This is a genomic window from Nocardioides agri (assembly GCF_013778305.1).
Lineage (GTDB): Bacteria > Actinomycetota > Actinomycetes > Propionibacteriales > Nocardioidaceae > Nocardioides > Nocardioides agri.
Window position 1 is genome coordinate 2607167 of sequence record NZ_JACEIC010000002.1, and the last position, 15595, is coordinate 2622761.

Here is a 15595-nt window from a genome sequence, read left to right on the forward strand (position 1 = left end):
GGGCGCGGGCAGAAACCCGTGCTCGATCACCTCGTCCCGCGAGTATTGGTGATGCTCTTCTTGCTCCGTTGTGTTGTCTTTGTCTAGGAAGAGGATTAACGAAGCGACCGACGCGTCCGAGGAGGCTGCGGTGGGGCTCGTCATTCTCGGTCTTCTGAGCATCACCGCTGGAATGATGCTGATTGATGCCGGCGACACGCCCACGACCTGGGACACGTGGGACGTCTCGTCTCTGGTGTTGATGATCGCCGGGGCGGTTGTCGTATTGGTGGGCATGGTCGTCCATGTCGCCGCAGTCAATCGGGGGAACCGCTAGCCAGCCTTCCGCCGGGTAGGACGCGATCAGAGAACTCGAGCTCGTCGACCGCCATCGAACCTCTCGAGCATGACTGCGCGCTGAAGCTCCTCGACCGCGAGCGCTGGGTTCGGCGGGTCTGGGGCCGGACCGGAGGCTGGAAGGCGGCCCGCGCGGCAGCCACGACGTGTGCCGCGTTCTGCTAGCGGTCCGCGGCGAGCGTCGGGAGGACTTCCGGGCGGACGGGTGAATCTGTGGACACCCGGGCGTTGTTAGCGGGATCTCGGCCGGGGGCGCTGGCTCGTCCGGACCTTGCTCGCGGGCTTCCGGGCGCAGCGGGACCGTGCGTCGGACAGGCGGATGTCCGCATCGGAACGTGCTGCGTACAGTCGGACCGTGGCAGTGGGATGGGCGCCGGAGGAGGCGGGTGTCCTGGTGCTGCCGACCGGGCGTTCGGTCCGGGGCCGCGCCCTGCGCACGACCGTTCCCTGCGCAGCAGACCCGGACTTCGGGTTGTACCTGTCATCAGAGGCGCCTGCGGTTCCTTGGCCGTCGCAATGGATCCACTGGCGCGACTTCCGGACGCCGACCGATCCCGAGGCGGCGCGACAAGCGCTCCTCGAGCTGTGGCGTCGGTCGGCCGATGAGCGCGTCGGGGTCGCGTGCCCTGGCGGACGGGGTCGCACGGGCACCGCGCTCGCCTGTCTGGCGGTTGTCGACGGCGTGCCGGCGCACACAGCCGTGGCCTTCGTGCGTCGCCACTACCACCGCGGAGCGGTCGAGACACCGTGGCAGAAGCGCTACGTGTCCCGGTTCAGCAAGCCGTGACGTCCGGTCGCATCTCCGGGCCTGCGTCCGGCGGCACGGGTGCGATGGGATCGCGGAGATCCCTAGAGCATCCGGCCGAGCGCCTCGGTCGTCTTCCAGTTGCGGATCGTGAGGGACGCGTAGACGGGTGTGCCGATGATCTTGGAGACGCGGCTCCGGGAGGCGAGAGCAGTCACCCGCCGGTGATAGAAGGCGCGCTCACCACAGTGCACCGCATCAACCTCGGGGTTGGTCACGATGTGCTGCTCGACCTCGGCTGCGGAGACGCCCATGTAGAAACCCACGTCGTAGCGATACGTCTCGGGCTGAGCGCCGAACCCTGCCGGTGCCTCGGCCAGGACGGAGCGGTAGGCATGGGAGTCGAGGACCAGGACCCGGATGGGTTCGAGATCCAGCTCGAACCGCTTCGGCAGGCTGTGTTGGATGTGGATCTGGATCTCGGCGGCGGACAGGTCGGAGTCGAGCACCACGTTGCCGGTCTGGATGTAGCTGCGGACACGAGCGAAGTCGGGGTCCAGGTGTTCGCGGAGCGCCGCCATCGGCACCTTGTTACGACCGCCCACGTTGATGCCGCGCAACAGCACGACATAGCTCTCAATCGCCATGCTCAAGCCTCCCTACGATCCAGGAACGCCCGCAACAGTGAACACGGAGGGCGCGCAGAAGGCCGATCTCAGCTCCTGCCACATGAGGTCTCAAGTCTCCCGATGTCCTCAGGGCGGGTCGTCCTACGCACAGCCTGAAGAAGGCCAAGGGCAAGGCGCACGGTCTCCACGACCGCACGCTGGTCGCCAAGATCGCTGATCTCATCGAGTGCCAGGAGGGCCTCGTCGGGTTCTGATCCCGCCTGATCGACGCCAGCATCTGAGGTCGCCGCCCAGCCAGAACCGGCCGCGCCCCGCAGAGGGGTGGGTTCGGATCGTGGCTGGGCGGCGACTTCGTCGACTCCACGCCGCTGAGCCGACGCACGGCTTGTGTGCATCTGGCGGACTCGTGGAGGGCGGCTCCGTGCGGCGGAGCCGCGCAGGCATTTCTTGGCATTCGCTGAGGTCGGCGGACGGCTACCGGCGGAGTCACGCATCGAGGTGTCGTGCTTCGAGAGGTTCTCGGCACCTGGCGGCCGTTGGAAGCGCACTGACTGTGTGGCGGAGGACGGCGTCGCACCAGCGCGGAGGAGAACCACGATGGCCCGCGCGCCGCGACGAGCGGCGGCGGGGGTGACCAGTTCCGGGCGTCGCCGGGTTCTACCCGATCAGACCGGTTCGGGAAGGAGCCAACATGACGATCAACAGCACGCTCGAAGGGCGCACGGTGCTCATCACCGGCGCGAACCGGGGACTCGGACAGGCGCTGGTGCAGCAGGCGCTCGACCGCGAGGCGGCGTTCGTGTACGCCGCCGCCCGCACGCCGGCGGAGCACGCGGACGACCGCGTCCTCCCGCTCCGGCTGGACCTGTCCGACCCCGACTCCATCGAGACCGCGGCCCGGTCCGTCCCCACCCTCGACGTACTCGTCAACAACGCAGGCGTCGGCAGCGTCGGTGAGGACCTGAGCGACACCCGGCTCCTGGCGGAGCACCTCCAGGTCAACGTGGTCGGTCCGATGGCGCTCACCAACCGCCTCGTGCCGATGCTCGCCAAGACTCGCGGGCGGGTGGTGAACGTCGGGTCGCTCGCCGCGCTCGCCAACCTGCCGGTGATGCCGTCGTACTCGATCTCCAAGGCGGCCGCGATGTCGCTGGCTCAGTCGCAGCGAGCGCTGCTCGCGCGTCACGGGATCCGCGTCCACCTCGTCCTGTCGGGACCGCTCGACACCGACATGTCGCGCGCGCTCGCGATCCCCAAGGCGGCTCCCGAGGACGTCGCCGCGGCGATCCTCGACGGCGTCGCGCGGGGCGACGACGAGATCTTCCCCGATCCGATGTCGGCTCCCCTTGCGGCCGCGTGGCCGGAGGGCCTGACCAAGACGCTCGAGCGCGCGAACGCCGCGCTGCTCGAACCGGCGGACTACCGCGTGGCGTTCGTGGTGGCTCGGCCCGCGGACGAGGTCTATGCGGCGGTCAACGATCCCCGCGCTTGGTGGGACGGTGAGATCACCGGCTCCACCGACGCGCTGGACGCCGAGTTCACCTACCGCTACCGCGAGCACCACCGCAGCGTGCAACGCGTCGCCGAGCTGGTGCCGGGGAGGCGGGTCGCGTGGGAGGTGGTCAGCAGCGAGCTCGACTTCGTCGACGAGCCCGAGCCGTGGACCGGGACCCGGATCGTGTTCGAGATCGAGCTCGCCGAGGACGGCACCAGGGTGACACTGACCCACCGCGGCCTCGTCCCGCTCCGCGAGTGCTACGCGGCCTGCTCGGCCGGCTGGGACCACGTCGCCGGCCGCAGCCTGCGGCACTACCTCGAGACCGGACGCGGCCTCCCCTTCTGAGGGAGTGCGCGACCATGGTGAGGCAAGTGGGGGTGAGTACGTCCATGAGCGAGGAAGGGGTGGAGATGCCGGTCGACCTGGTGGGGCGGGCGCGCGCCGGGGACCGGGACGCCTTCGACGCCCTCGTCGAGCCGCACCGTGCCGAGCTCCAGGCCCACTGCTACCGGATGCTCGGCTCGCTCCAGGACGCCGAGGACGCGGTCCAGGAGAGCCTGCTCAGGGCATGGCTCGCCCTCGCCGGCTTCGAGGGCCGGTCGTCGGTGCGGACCTGGCTCTACCGGATCGCCACCAACCAGTGCCTCAACCAGCTGCGCTCGGCGCGGCGTCGCCGGGCCCCCGACCAGCCCGCGCCCGCCGCGCGCCCGACCGGCGAGGACGCCGTCCGGTGGCTCCAGCCCTACCCGGACGAGCTCCTCGCCGAGCTGCCCGACCAGGCGCCCGGCCCCGAGAGCCGGTACGAGTCTCGGGAGTCGATCTCGTTGGCGTTCGTCCGGGCGCTCCAGCTGTTGCCACCCGCCCAGCGGGCGGCGCTGCTCCTGCGGGACGTCCTGGGCTACCCCGCGGCGGAGGCGGCGTACCTCCTCGACGTGAGCGTGGACTCGCTCAACGGCGCGCTCAAGCGCGCCCGAGCCGCGGTGGCCGGTTCCGCACCACCGCGGCCGGGCGACCCCGACCCGGAGCTGCTCGAGCGGTTCGTCGTCGCCTTCACCGCCGACTCGGTCGGCGACCTGGTGGCTCTGATGAGCGACGACATCTGGGTCCGGATGCCGCCGCTGCCGTTCGAGTACCACGGCGCCGCCGCAGCGCGGGAGTTCTTCGCGGCGGTGGCCCCGCACCGCCGCACCATCGAGCGCATGGTCCCGGTCGGGGCCAACCGCCAGCCGGGCTGGGGCGAGTACGTCCGCGACCGGGTCGCCGGCGGTCTGCACCTGGTCGGCGTCGTCGTCATCCACGCCCGCGGCGCCCGGATCGACGAGATCACCCACTTCGACAGCACCACGGCTGAGCGGCTCGGACTGCCGCGCACCCTGGACTGACCGCGGCGTGCCGCTCGCCCGGAAGCGGCGTCTCCGGTCGGCCGCGAGCTGGTCGAGATCGGGAACCCGTGCGATGTCGGTGACGTCATCGCCCGGGTAGTGCGTGTGCACGACTCGACGGATGTCGTGTGAGCGGCCGCGCGGTTCGTCAGCCCACCTCTAAACGGCATCGAGCAGGTCGTCGGTGTGGGTCTCGGCCCATTCGACCAGGGCTCCGATCGGTCCCAGCAGGCTCGCACCGACCTCGGTGAGCGCGTAGGCGGCGCCGCGTCCGGGATGGCTCACCAGGCCAGCGTCCACGAGCCGGTGGAGAGTCTTCGAGAGCATCTTCTTGCTGACCCCGCCGATGCGGGCCTGCAGCTCGGTGAACCGCATCGGCCGCTCGCCGAGGGCGACCACGACGACGGCGGTCCAGGTGTCGCCGATCAGCGAGAGCGTCGTCCGGGCCGGGCAGTCAGCAAGGAACACGTCGAACACAGCCATGGCTCGAGGCTACGGGGGGTAACCAGGAGGTGACCTCGCCGTTCCTACGGTCGTGTCATGAGAATCGGAACATTGGGATCAGGACTGATGACGGCGGCGCTCGTGCCGCACTGGATCGCCGCGGGCCACGAGGTCCTCGTCGGCGGACGGGACACGGCCCACGCGCAGGAGCTCGGGAAGCGTCTCGAGGTGGAGCACGGGTCGCTCGCGGACGCTGCCGACTTCGGCGAGGTCGTGCTGCTGGCCATCCGCAGCGAGGGACTCGCCGACTGCATGGAGCAGGCGGGGGCTGCGCGCGGGACGCTCTCGGGCAGCGTGATCATCGACTGCGGCAACGCCGTGCATCTCGGCGACTTCTCGCAGGTCAGGTGGGACGGTCGGTCCCTGGCCGAGCAGGCGGAGTTCCTCGCCCAGGGTGGGCGTGTCGTCAAGGCCTTCAACACCTGCCACTACGAGGTGTGGGCGGCCGCCCGGACGTACGGCGGCAGCCCGCTCCGGGTGCCGTACTGCGGCTCGGAGCCGGCCAAGGAGACGGTCCGCGAGCTGATCACGCAGGTGGGGACCGATCCGCTCGACGTCGGCGATCTCTCCCAGGCTCGACACCTCGAAGCGCTGGGGATCCTGATGATCCGGGCGCTGGTCGGCGGAGCTCCGGCGCTGTCCGCCTTCAACCTCGTGACAGCCGACGCCTGAGGGACTACGTGGAGCGGACCGCGACCACGTCCGCGATCGCCTCGAGGGCGTCGCGGGTGCGGCGCCGACGGCCAGGTCGGCGACGACGTACACCCAGGCCCCATCACGGCGGTCCGAGGAGATCGACGAGTCGGTCGACCGAGAGATCGCCCTTCGGGAGGAAGCCGCTCACCGGAGCAGCCACCTCAGGCAACTCACGTTCCTGGACGACGGAGTCACCCGCTACCTGGGCTCGTCGTACTCACCCGACGGAAAGTGGGTCACCGTGGGCAAGCGACCCTCGACGGGCGGACCTGAACTGAACACCGCAGACGTCGTCATCGTGCGAGTCAATGGAACGCGCGAGCGTCTGGTCACCGCTACAGAGCTGTACGACAGCTGCCCCGACTGGGGTCCGCCGGCTGACCGCAGCTCCTGAGAACGCACGGATCGCGGTGCGGGTTCAGGCGGTCAACGCAACACCTCGGCCAGTGCTTGTGATGGTGTCTTGAAGCCAAGGGTCTCTCCGGCAGTCTCGGAAGCTGTCACCGGCTCCTCGGGCGCCCGGGTCACGGGCGGAACGGGTCGGTGATCTCGCGCAGGTCCGCGAGGGCGTCGCGCAGCAGGACCGTACGTTGCTCGCCGAGGTGGGCACGCCACGCTGCCTCCGTCGCGCGTACGACGGGCAGGCTGATCTCGACCAGCTCCTGGCCGCGTGGCGTGATCGTCACCAGGCGGGCTCGCGCGTCTGTGGGGTCGGGGATGCGGCGGACGTAGCCGGAGCGTTCCAGATGGTCGACGATCGAGCCCACGGTCTGCTTCGGCAGCTGAGACGCCTGGGCGAGCTGGGCCAGGCGGGATCCCTCGGGAGCGATGCGCTGGAAGACCCTGGCCTGGTTGAGGGGCAGGTCGTGCCCGGCCTCCGCGAGGGCGTCGAGGACCGCCGTCTCCATGGCTCGGTAGGGGATGAAGAGCAGCAGGCCCAAGTTCAGGGGAGAAGCGTCGTCCGTGCTCACGCCGGCAGTCTTGCACATAGTCCGAAGTTCGGACTAATGTGATGAGTCCTGTGCGGGAGGCGAAGGAACCATGGACGCGGAGTACTGGTCGGCGGTGAAGGACTTGCGGCTGGGGATCGCCGACCTGTTGGAGTCGCTGGCGCCCCAGGAGTGGGACGCTCCGTCACTCTGTGCCGGGTGGCGGGTTCGTGACGTGGCCGGCCACCTGGCCGTCGTCCCCGTGATCAGCGTGGGTCGCATGCTGTCGGTGGCGCCCCGAGCCGGGTTCAACCCCCAACGCATCAACACTCGCGTCGCGGTCCAGGAGGGCTCGCGCCGGCCTGAGGAGATCGTCGCCCTGATCCGGGAGCGGGCGGACCTGCGCGCCACGTCGCGGTTGCTCGACGTCCGCAACTCCCTCTTCGACCTCGTGGTGCACGGCCAGGACATCGCCCGACCGCTCGGACGGGAGTTCGACGTGCCGCCCGACCTGACGCGGCGCGGCCTGGACCGGGTCTGGGAGATGGGGTGGCCGTTCCGCGCGCGACGACGGCTTGCGGGCCTTCGGCTCGTGGCGACTGACACCGACTGGGAGGTCGGCGACGGGGAGCAGGTTGCCGGGCCTGCGATGGCACTCATCCTGTTGCTGACCGGACGTGACGAGGTCGCGGCGCCGGACCTCGTCGGGCCGGGTGTCGGGCAGCTGCGGCGGGCGTCCTGAGCGGAGCCCGCGCCCTCGCGCCTCAGCGCCTCAGTCAACGGCGCACCGCTATCGGCGTGCTCGGCGAGCTCTCGGTTGTCGCTCGCGGAGACCGCTGGCGGGCGAGTACTCGTCGGGGTTGCTCAGGATTGGAGTCGGGGGTCGAGGGCGAGGTCGATCAGGGCCTGGTCCAGCTCGGCGCCGATCGTGGGTTCGCCGTCGGGGATCAGGCGACTCTGGGAGACGATGACCGTGTGGCGCGGTCCGACGTAGACGAAGGTGCGGCTGACCGCCCGGGTGTTGCGCGGGCAGCAGTCGGCCCACTCGTCATCGTCCCGGACGTGGACGTAGACGATCGTGGGGTCGTCGGCGCCGTAGACGCGACGTTCGCTACAGCTCCGCGTCCAGGGGTCCTCCCCGCAGGTGGGAGCACCGCTCGCCGGGCGAACCACCACCCCGACGGTGAAGGGCGCGAGCTTCCCCGAGGCGGACGCGTAGCCCAGTTCTGGTAGCGGAATGACCTGTTGGTCGGCGTCTGCCCGCCAGGTCGGGAAGTGGTCGGCGACGACGGCCGCGACGGTCTGGTTTGACGGCACGTCGTACGCCGCGTCGGGCAGGGCGAGCCTCGGGTCGGCGGCCGCAGCGACCAGATCCGCGAGTGCGAACGGCATCGCCTCGACGTAGTCGCGGCCCTGGACGTCGATGTAACCGATCCGGCCGTCGTTGCGCTCGACGACCACCGTGACGTTGTAGTCGCCGCAGTTGTTGTAGTAGACGCCCGGCGCGGCGCTGTCGGCGTCCCAGGTCGTGCACAGGCTCTGGAACGAGGTGACGTGGACGGGTTCGCCGTTCGGCCCGCGGGTCTGCGTGGTGTGGCACGACTCGTCGCGGTCCGGGTCGGGGGTGGGGTGGAGGTATGCGCAGCCGTTGGCGAGCAGTCCTGCGGCTCTGCTGGCCTCCATCACGCCGATCGCCCCGCCGGCGGAGTAGAGCGAGCCTTCGGCGGGAAGCTCGAAAGCACCCTGGCCCCACTCGGCGTGCCGCGGAGAGGGACGGAGGTGGTCGGCCACGATCTGGAACCACCCGTCGCGGACTGGGTCCAACGGATTGGGGACCACCCAGCCGTTTCCCTTGGTCGGAGTCATCGCCGTGTCCACCCAGGTCTGGGGTGACTGGGTCTTCGGAGGCGTCGGCGTGGGTGTGATCGGTGTGGGCGAGACCGGGGGAGCCGTGTCGGTGTCGCGGGTGACCGCGAGCATGCCGACGATGACTGCGACGACGGCTGCGGTCGCGGCGATTCCGGCCACGACGCCGTAGCGGCGACGCCGCTCCCGCTCGGCCTGGGCGATGGCTCGGTCGAGGTCGCCGTACGCCGGGACGTCGGCGACGATCTCGTCGAACGCCTCGCGCAGCCCGCTCATGTCTCTGCTCCTTCGAACGAGGTCACCACGTCGGGGGCCAGCTCCCGCAGCCGTTCGAGGGCGACCCTGGTCTGCGACTTGACCGTGTTCGGGCTGGTGCCGAGCGCGGCCGCGGCCTGTGCCTCGGTGAGGTCCTCGTAGAACCGCAGCACGAGCACAGCGCGCTGCTTGGGCGTCAGCCGGGCCAACGCGCCCTCGAGCGTGAGCCGATCGGTGACCGCGCCCACCTCGTCGTGGGTAGGCCCATCCGGCGGCGACGCCCACGGCAGTTCCGACAAGCGTCGCCGTCGCCAGCCGTCCACGAAGCGGCTGTACAGGATGCGCCGGACGTAAGCTTCGGGGTCGACGGCGCCGGACCTCTGCCAGCGCCGGACCAGGACGACGTAGGTCTCCTGCACCAGGTCCTCCGCCGCCTGGTGGTCGCCGGTCAACAGGTACGCCGCCCGCGAGAGGGCGGTACCGCGCGCCGAGACGAACTCTCTGAGCTCGACCTCCCGGTCCATGGGCCCACTCTCCTCGCTCGAACCGCTCTCATCCCGGTAAACGCAGGAATGACCACCCACGGGTGGGGGACGATGAACGAAAGTGCGAACGTGCGTCGCATTCCGAGGTCGGGATGCGGCATCGAATTCTTGAGCCGCGGAACGTGGGGGGAGAGCGTCATTCCGGGCGCTATTCCCGTGGGCGGGCACCTCGTCGCGGACATTCCGTGCAAACTCACGGGATACTGACGTGAACCCTCGGTAGTGACGGGGCTGGTGGGGGCTCCTGGGTCGTGATCAGATCAGCCCCAGATGCCGTTCCTGCAGGTCAAGCCGTCAACGCTGAGCGAGTCACTCGTAATGACCGGGTCGTCGGTCCGATTCCGACAGACGGCTCCACCATGGCCCTGGCATTGCAGCGATGCGGGCCGGGGGCCATCGTCGTCACCGCCCGACCAGTCCGACTCCAGGAAGCTCACGAGCGCGGTCGGCGCCTGGAGTGGCCCTTCGCGATACGGCCAGGGACTGTTCGTGTCTGGGGCGGAAGGAATGAGCGCCCTGTGCGAGGTTCATCGATGTCGTCCGAGTGGTTAGGGGCACATCATGCTGGTCACCGCAGCTGACGGTCAGGCCTGGTTCCGGTCCCAGCCTGGCACCGGGACCCTTCGTCTCGGTGGAGTCATCGGACACGGGTCCTACGACCTCATCCCCGCGATCGTCGTGGCGCTGCAGGGCGACACGTGCTGGAGAGAGCTGAACCTCGACGAGGTCAGGCTGCTCTCGCCCCCCGGAGCCCAGCTGGTCGATGCCATCTGCCGGCTGGCACGCGAGCACGGAACGCCCCTACGGCTCACGTGTCGGCCGAGCACGCGCGTCCATGGCGTCCTGGAGGCCGCCCACCTGGCGCCGGTGCGCGGACCCGTGGAGGCGGCAGCCGGGCACGCCGGCTGACCTTGCGTCACCGTCGCAGCGTCTGAGCGGGCAGCTCCCCGAACTCGGCGCGGTACTGCGCCGCGAAGCGGCCGAGGTTCGAGAAGCCCCACTGACTGGCGACCGCCGTGACCGTCGTCATCTCCGGACTGCCGGCCACCAGCCCGCCGCGGACGTGCCGGAGGCGCACTTTGCGCAGGTACATCGTCGGCGTCAGGTCGAGGTGCCGTCGGAACGCCAGTTGCACCGCTCGGATCGTCACGCCGGACGCGTCTGCGATGTCCCTGAGGGAGATGTCGTGGATCGCGTGCGCCTCGATGAACTCGGTCGATCGATGAAGCGTGCGCGTGTCTGCGGCCGCACGGTCCGCTGCCGTCGGCTCGGTGAGCGCGGTGGTCGGGAACGTCGCCAAGGTGGCCGCCGCCAGGAGGCGAGCGACCGCCTGTGCGTAGAAGGGGCGGGTGGCCCCGGCGTCAGCGCATGCCCTGCTGCCGGCCAGGGCGAAGCGGTAGGTGCGACGCCACATGGCGGTCGCCTGCGCTGAGACCGGCTCATGGTCGAGGAGGCGGATCGGCCCGTGGGATCCCGGTGCCGGTTCCGCGACCTGACCCAAGAGCGCTGGGTCCAGGACCGCGATCTCTCCCTGGTAGTCGTGCAACGACGCGATGAACCCGGCGTCGGGGTCCGCGGTCACGTAGACGTCACCGCGGCAGTAGCGCCGCTGAGCGGCTCCCCGGCCGTAGCTGGCGTGTCCATCCACGACCCGTGCCACGACGAGCGCTCCCAACGGGTCTGCCTCGAGGTCGAGGTCCATCTGGAACGTGGTCCGGTCCAGCCGGACCCTGCCGATCCGGTCCTGCTCGAGGCGCAGCAGGTGTCGGCTCCCGGAGGCGCGGAGCCGCATCGCCGAGTACTTGTCGCGCAGCAGGTCCTCGGAGGCGCCGATCTCCGTGCTCTCGAACACCTGCGTCATACGGCCACCTCCCTCGAGACAGACGGCTCCTGTCGACGCTACGCCGAGCGTCGCTGCACGCCATGACCCGAATGGTGGATTGTGCGAGCACAGACGCACCAGGCCCGGCGTCGGTGGCTGGCGGAGCAGACAGCCGAGAATCCCTTCGGGGGGTTCTCGCGGAACGGGCCCGGGAGTACGGTGCCGAGAACTGCATCTCGGAGGTCGCCATGACTCGTTCGGCATTGATGTTCGTTGCGGTGCTCGCCCTCGGCGGCAGCCTGGCTGTGCCGGCCGCCGCGACACCCCACAAGGCGCACCCGCACAAGGGGACGAAGATCGACCACATCGTGGTGATCTACGAGGAGAACCACAGCTTCGACAACGTGTTCGGGGGCTGGGAACGCGTCCGAGGCCTGGCCGACGCGCCGCCCGAGCCGCAGATCGCCCCCGACGGGACGGTGCTGCCCTGCCTGCCGCAGAACGACGTCAACCTGACGTCGCCACCGCTCCCGGTCACCTGCACCGGCACCGTCGGCTCGCTGGCGATCAGGTCCGCGTTCGAGAACGAGCCGTTCCGGATCGACGACTACATCCAGCCCCAGGACACGACCTGCCCCGTCCCCGGCGCTCCCTTCCAGCCCAACGGCGTGCCCGACGGCAGTGGCCTGCCAGGTGGCTGCACCCGGGACCTGGTGCACCGGTTCTACAACGAGCAGTACCAGATCCACGGCGGCCGTCAGGACCGCTACGTCGCCGGCAGCGACGCCGTCGGGCTCACGATGGGCACCTACGACACCACCGAGCTGCCGATCTACCGGTACCTGCACTCAGCCGGTGCGCCGCACTATGCGATCGCCGACAACTTCTTCCAGGCCGCCTTCGGCGGGTCGTTCCTCAACCACCAGTGGCTGATCGCCGCGCGCACCCCGACCTGGCCGGGTGCGGTCGCCGACTACGGCGCCAACGACCTGCACTCGATCGTCGGCCCCGACGGCTTCCCCGCGGGGACCCTGCTCCACCCGGCGACGCCAGGGACGAAGGACGCCGCGCTGACCCAGGCCGCCGCGTCGGACGGGTCGTGCAAGGTGCCGGCGGCCGGGCCCACTCCGCCGGCCGGGACCGTGTGCGGCGACTACGCGGTCAACACCGTCCAGCCCCCGTACCAGCCGTACGCACCGGGCACGGCCGTCACCCGACGACTGCCGGCGCAGACCGCCCCCACCATCGGTGACCGGCTCTCCGGCGCCGGTGTGGACTGGGCGTGGTACTCCGGCGGCTGGTCCAACGCCAACGGCGACGTCGGCGCCCCGGGCTGGACCAACGGAAGCACCCCCGGCACCTGCACCGACCCGAACACGATCGCCGGAGCGGTCTACCCGAACTGCGCGGACAAGCTCTTCCAGTTCCACCACCAGCCGTTCAACTACTACGCCACCTACGCGCCCGGCACCGCGGCGCGCGCCGCCCACCTGCGCGACGAGGAGGAGTTCATCGCCGCGGCGAAGAGCGGCGATCTGAAGCCGGTCAGCTTCGTCAAGCCGGTCGGTGCCGAGAACGAGCACCCCGGCTACGCGAGCGAGCACTCCGGGAGCAGCCACCTCGTCGAGCTGCTGGAGGCGATCGAGAACGGCCCGGATGCCGACAGCACGTTGGTCATCGTGACCTACGACGAGTTCGGTGGGCAGTGGGACCACGTGGCGCCGCCGCACGGCGTGGCCGGCATCACCGACCAGTGGGGACCAGGCACCCGGATCCCGGCGCTGCTGGTGTCGCCGGTGCTCAAGCACCGGTTCGCGGTCGACCGGACCGAGCACGACACGACCTCGATCCTGGCCACCATCGAGCGTCGGTTCCGGCTCCGGCCGCTCACCACCCGCGATGCGGCGGTCGCTGACCTGTTCCGAGCACCGGTCTTCCCGGGGAACCGTCCCTAGAGCGTCCCTCCGGTGACTGTTCCAGCTTCCACAACGGCAGAAGGAACCAGTGGCGGTTCGCGCAGCCGATCTTCGCGTGCTCGACGGGGCCGTCGGTGCTCTCGAGGACATCGCGCCACAGCACCTCGGCCAGGACGCCGCACTCCGGACAAAGTGTCGTGTCCATGGACGCTCCTCACTGGCAGGTATGTGGTTGAGGAAGGGCGCCGGCGGCCGCAGATACGCGACCGGCCGCAGGCACGCCGGTCCATGCGACGACGCCTGGACGCGAAAGCGAATGCTCTGGGGTCCGAGTGGTCACCTGAGTTGGGGACTCATCGCGCCGTTGCCGGCGGAGGCTTCCCTCCCTCGTCGACGATGTCGACGACGTCGACAACGGCGGAACCAGAGGGCCCAGGGGCGTGGCTGGGGGAGGTGCACGGGTGACGAAGCGGCTCGAGCATGGACGATCACTGCTGGCGGACGCGGGGGTAGGGCGACTGGTCGCCTCCGACGCCGACGTCGGCGCTGCCCGCGAGAGGCGTCGGCAGCTGGCGCTCGGCCGAGTCACGCTCGTGCTGACCCTGCTGATGGCGTGGCTGTGGTGGCGCCTGCTCAGCGGCGACCCCATGGACGTCCGCACCTGGCGGCTGCCGTCGCTCGACCCGTTCCTGGTCATGGCCTCGTTGCTCCTGCTCACGATGGTGGGCATGCTGCTCGGCGCGACGATCGGGGCAGGCCGATCGCCCCACATCATGTTCAGGCCGGAGCAGATCGAGGTCACCCTCGACGACGTCAAGGGGGTCGACGCCGTCAAGGAGGACGTCGTCCGCTCGCTCAACCTCTTCCTCGCCCATCGCGCCTTCACCGAGGAGATGGGAGGAACGCCGCGGCGAGGACTGCTCTTCGAAGGGCTGCCAGGGACCGGGAAGACACACATGGCCAAGGCGATGGCCCGCGAGGCCGGCGTCCCGTTCCTGTTCGTGTCCGCGACCTCGTTTCAGTCGATGTACTACGGCGCTACAGCACGCAAGATCCGCTCCTACTTCCGCGCGCTGCGCAAGGCCGCCCGACGCGATGGCGGTGCCATCGGCTTCATCGAGGAGATCGACGCCATCGCCATGACCCGGCGAGGCATGGCCGCCGTGCCGGCGCCGAGTCTCGCCGATCCGGTGCTGCCGTTCGACCCGTCCCTCCTCGGTCACACCTCGTGCGGCTGGAACGCGCCAGCCAACGCGCTCTTCGTCGGCCGGACCGCAGCAACCGACCGCTCGGCCATCAGCGAGGGCACCGGGGGCGTGGTCAACGAGCTCCTCGTCCAGCTGCAGTCGTTCGACGAGCCGAGCGGTGCCCAGCGGATCCACGCCTGGTTGGCCGAGCAGCTCAACGCACTGCTGCCGGCCCACCGACAGCTGCCCCGGCCCGTGCCCACGCGGACGAACGCGCTGGTCATCGCGGCGACGAACCGGGCCGACAACCTCGACCCGGCACTGCTCCGCCCGGGCCGCTTCGACCGCCGGCTGACGTTCGACCCTCCGGGGCGGGTGGCCCGCCGCGAGCTCGTCGACCACTTCCTCGCCCGCAAGGCACACGTACCCGAGCTGGACGACGACGATGTCCGGGAGCATCTGGCCGCCCTGACCCAGGCCTACACGCCCGTCATGATCGAGCACCTCTTCGACGAGGCCCTGGTCAACGCGCTGCGGCGCGAGGCCCGCGCGATGACCGTAGGAGACATCGAGCGAGCCCGGCTGACCGAGGAGATCGGTCTCGGCCAGCCGGTGCAGTACACCGACCACGAGCGAACCCTGATCGCCACGCACGAGGCCGGGCACGCCACCACCGCCTGGCTGGTCGCCCCCGAGCGACGCCTGGAGGTCCTCACGATCATCAAGCGCCGTGACGCGCTGGGGCTGCTGGCACACGGCGACCGGGACGAGGTCTTCACCCGATCACGGACCGAGATGCTCAACCTGATCCGGATCGCCATGGGCGGCATGGTGGCCGAGGAGCTGTTCGTGTCCGATGTCTCGACCGGCCCGGGCGGCGACCTGGTCACCGCCACCTCGGTGGCGGCGCAGATGGTCGGCGTGTGCGGCATGGACGAGAGCCTGGTCTCCTTCCAGGCCGTGCAGGGCGCGACACTGTCGCAGACCAACATCGTCGGGCGGGTCCTCGGCGACCCCCAGGGTCGAGCGGCCGTGGAGCGTCTGCTGCACGAGCAGAAGCAGCATGTCCATGACTTGCTGACGGAGAACAGGCACCTGGTCGCCGCCCTTCGGGATGCGCTGGTGAGCCGGCACGAGCTGATCGGCGCCGAGATCACCAGCGTGCTCGAGGCCGCAGCCACCCGACATGCGGAAGCCAACGACGTCGCTGAGGGGTGACCTCGCCGCGGGCTGGTCCCGAAGCGTTCGGGTGATGCGGCCGTCTGCACGGCGCCGATCTGGCATC

The 15595-nt window shown here is 70.1% G+C and carries 15 protein-coding genes and 1 tRNA gene; 10 read left to right on the forward strand and 6 right to left on the reverse strand.

All coding sequences use genetic code 11. From position 1 onward, the window contains the following. Positions 1-130: 130 nt before the first annotated feature. Both HZF07_RS17150 and HZF07_RS17155 read left to right on the forward strand, forming a co-directional pair. Positions 131-316, forward strand: a complete 186-nt coding sequence (locus HZF07_RS17150; RefSeq protein WP_157343312.1) for a hypothetical protein — start codon at positions 131-133, stop codon at positions 314-316. A 375-nt stretch (positions 317-691) separates the two neighbouring features. Next, positions 692-1123 carry a protein-tyrosine phosphatase family protein gene (locus HZF07_RS17155; protein ID WP_181645313.1) on the forward strand — a complete coding sequence of 144 codons (432 nt, stop codon included), beginning with the start codon at positions 692-694 and terminating at the stop codon, positions 1121-1123. Positions 1124-1185: 62 nt separating this feature from the next. Here HZF07_RS17155 and HZF07_RS17160 read toward each other — a convergent pair whose 3' ends face one another. Then, the gene (locus tag HZF07_RS17160) at positions 1186-1728 is read right to left on the reverse strand and encodes a DUF1697 domain-containing protein (RefSeq protein ID WP_157343316.1); all 543 of its coding nucleotides are present in this window, start codon (positions 1726-1728) and stop codon (positions 1186-1188) included. A 673-nt stretch (positions 1729-2401) separates the two neighbouring features. Here HZF07_RS17160 and HZF07_RS23520 point away from each other — a divergent pair. Continuing rightward, entirely contained in the window at positions 2402-3553 is a 1152-nt protein-coding gene (locus HZF07_RS23520) for an SDR family NAD(P)-dependent oxidoreductase (protein WP_198346414.1), read from the forward strand. Positions 3554-3597: 44 nt separating this feature from the next. After that, complete coding sequence (locus tag HZF07_RS17170; protein WP_232523064.1) at positions 3598-4590, forward strand: RNA polymerase subunit sigma-70; 993 nt, start codon at positions 3598-3600, stop codon at positions 4588-4590. Positions 4591-4749: 159 nt separating this feature from the next. Here the strand turns inward: HZF07_RS17170 and HZF07_RS17175 are convergent, their stop codons facing one another. After that, the gene (locus HZF07_RS17175; RefSeq protein WP_157343318.1) at positions 4750-5073 is read right to left on the reverse strand and encodes a winged helix-turn-helix transcriptional regulator; all 324 of its coding nucleotides are present in this window, start codon (positions 5071-5073) and stop codon (positions 4750-4752) included. 57 nt (positions 5074-5130) lie between these two features. On the opposite strand from HZF07_RS17175, the gene HZF07_RS17180 reads away from it, so the two are divergent. Beyond that, positions 5131-5766: an NADPH-dependent F420 reductase gene (locus HZF07_RS17180; protein ID WP_157343320.1), complete on the forward strand. Its 636-nt coding sequence runs from the start codon at positions 5131-5133 to the stop codon at positions 5764-5766. Positions 5767-6314: 548 nt separating this feature from the next. Here the strand turns inward: HZF07_RS17180 and HZF07_RS17185 are convergent. Beyond that, positions 6315-6761 (reverse strand): MarR family winged helix-turn-helix transcriptional regulator, encoded by a 447-nt coding sequence (locus HZF07_RS17185; RefSeq protein WP_309504811.1) that lies wholly within the window; start codon positions 6759-6761, stop codon positions 6315-6317. Between the two features lie 70 nt (positions 6762-6831). Between HZF07_RS17185 and HZF07_RS17190 the strand changes: the two genes are divergently transcribed. Beyond that, positions 6832-7461 carry a maleylpyruvate isomerase family mycothiol-dependent enzyme gene (locus HZF07_RS17190; protein WP_157343324.1) on the forward strand — a complete coding sequence of 210 codons (630 nt, stop codon included), beginning with the start codon at positions 6832-6834 and terminating at the stop codon, positions 7459-7461. Positions 7462-7583: 122 nt separating this feature from the next. On the opposite strand, the gene HZF07_RS17195 is transcribed toward HZF07_RS17190, so the two are convergent. After that, complete coding sequence (locus tag HZF07_RS17195) at positions 7584-8861, reverse strand: hypothetical protein (RefSeq protein WP_157343326.1); 1278 nt, start codon at positions 8859-8861, stop codon at positions 7584-7586. Continuing rightward, a complete protein-coding gene (locus HZF07_RS17200) occupies positions 8858-9364 on the reverse strand; it encodes a SigE family RNA polymerase sigma factor (RefSeq protein WP_157343328.1) in 507 nt (168 codons plus the stop codon). The genes HZF07_RS17195 and HZF07_RS17200 overlap by 4 nt, the downstream gene beginning before the upstream one ends. Positions 9365-9612: 248 nt before the next feature. Between HZF07_RS17200 and HZF07_RS17205 the strand changes: the two genes are divergently transcribed. After that, positions 9613-9745: transfer RNA gene (locus HZF07_RS17205), tRNA-Thr, on the forward strand. Between the two features lie 201 nt (positions 9746-9946). Then, complete coding sequence (locus HZF07_RS17210) at positions 9947-10294, forward strand: hypothetical protein (RefSeq protein WP_157343330.1); 348 nt, start codon at positions 9947-9949, stop codon at positions 10292-10294. A 7-nt stretch (positions 10295-10301) separates the two neighbouring features. Here HZF07_RS17210 and HZF07_RS17215 read toward each other — a convergent pair whose 3' ends face one another. Beyond that, on the reverse strand, positions 10302-11246 hold the full coding sequence (locus HZF07_RS17215; protein ID WP_157343332.1) for an AraC family transcriptional regulator: 945 nt from the start codon (positions 11244-11246) through the stop codon (positions 10302-10304). A gap of 209 nt (positions 11247-11455) precedes the next feature. Between HZF07_RS17215 and acpA the strand changes: the two genes are divergently transcribed. Then, positions 11456-13162 carry an acid phosphatase gene (gene acpA, locus HZF07_RS17220; RefSeq protein ID WP_198346415.1) on the forward strand — a complete coding sequence of 569 codons (1707 nt, stop codon included), beginning with the start codon at positions 11456-11458 and terminating at the stop codon, positions 13160-13162. A gap of 422 nt (positions 13163-13584) precedes the next feature. After that, positions 13585-15528 carry an AAA family ATPase gene (locus HZF07_RS17225; RefSeq protein WP_198346416.1) on the forward strand — a complete coding sequence of 648 codons (1944 nt, stop codon included), beginning with the start codon at positions 13585-13587 and terminating at the stop codon, positions 15526-15528. Positions 15529-15595: the final 67 nt, after the last annotated feature.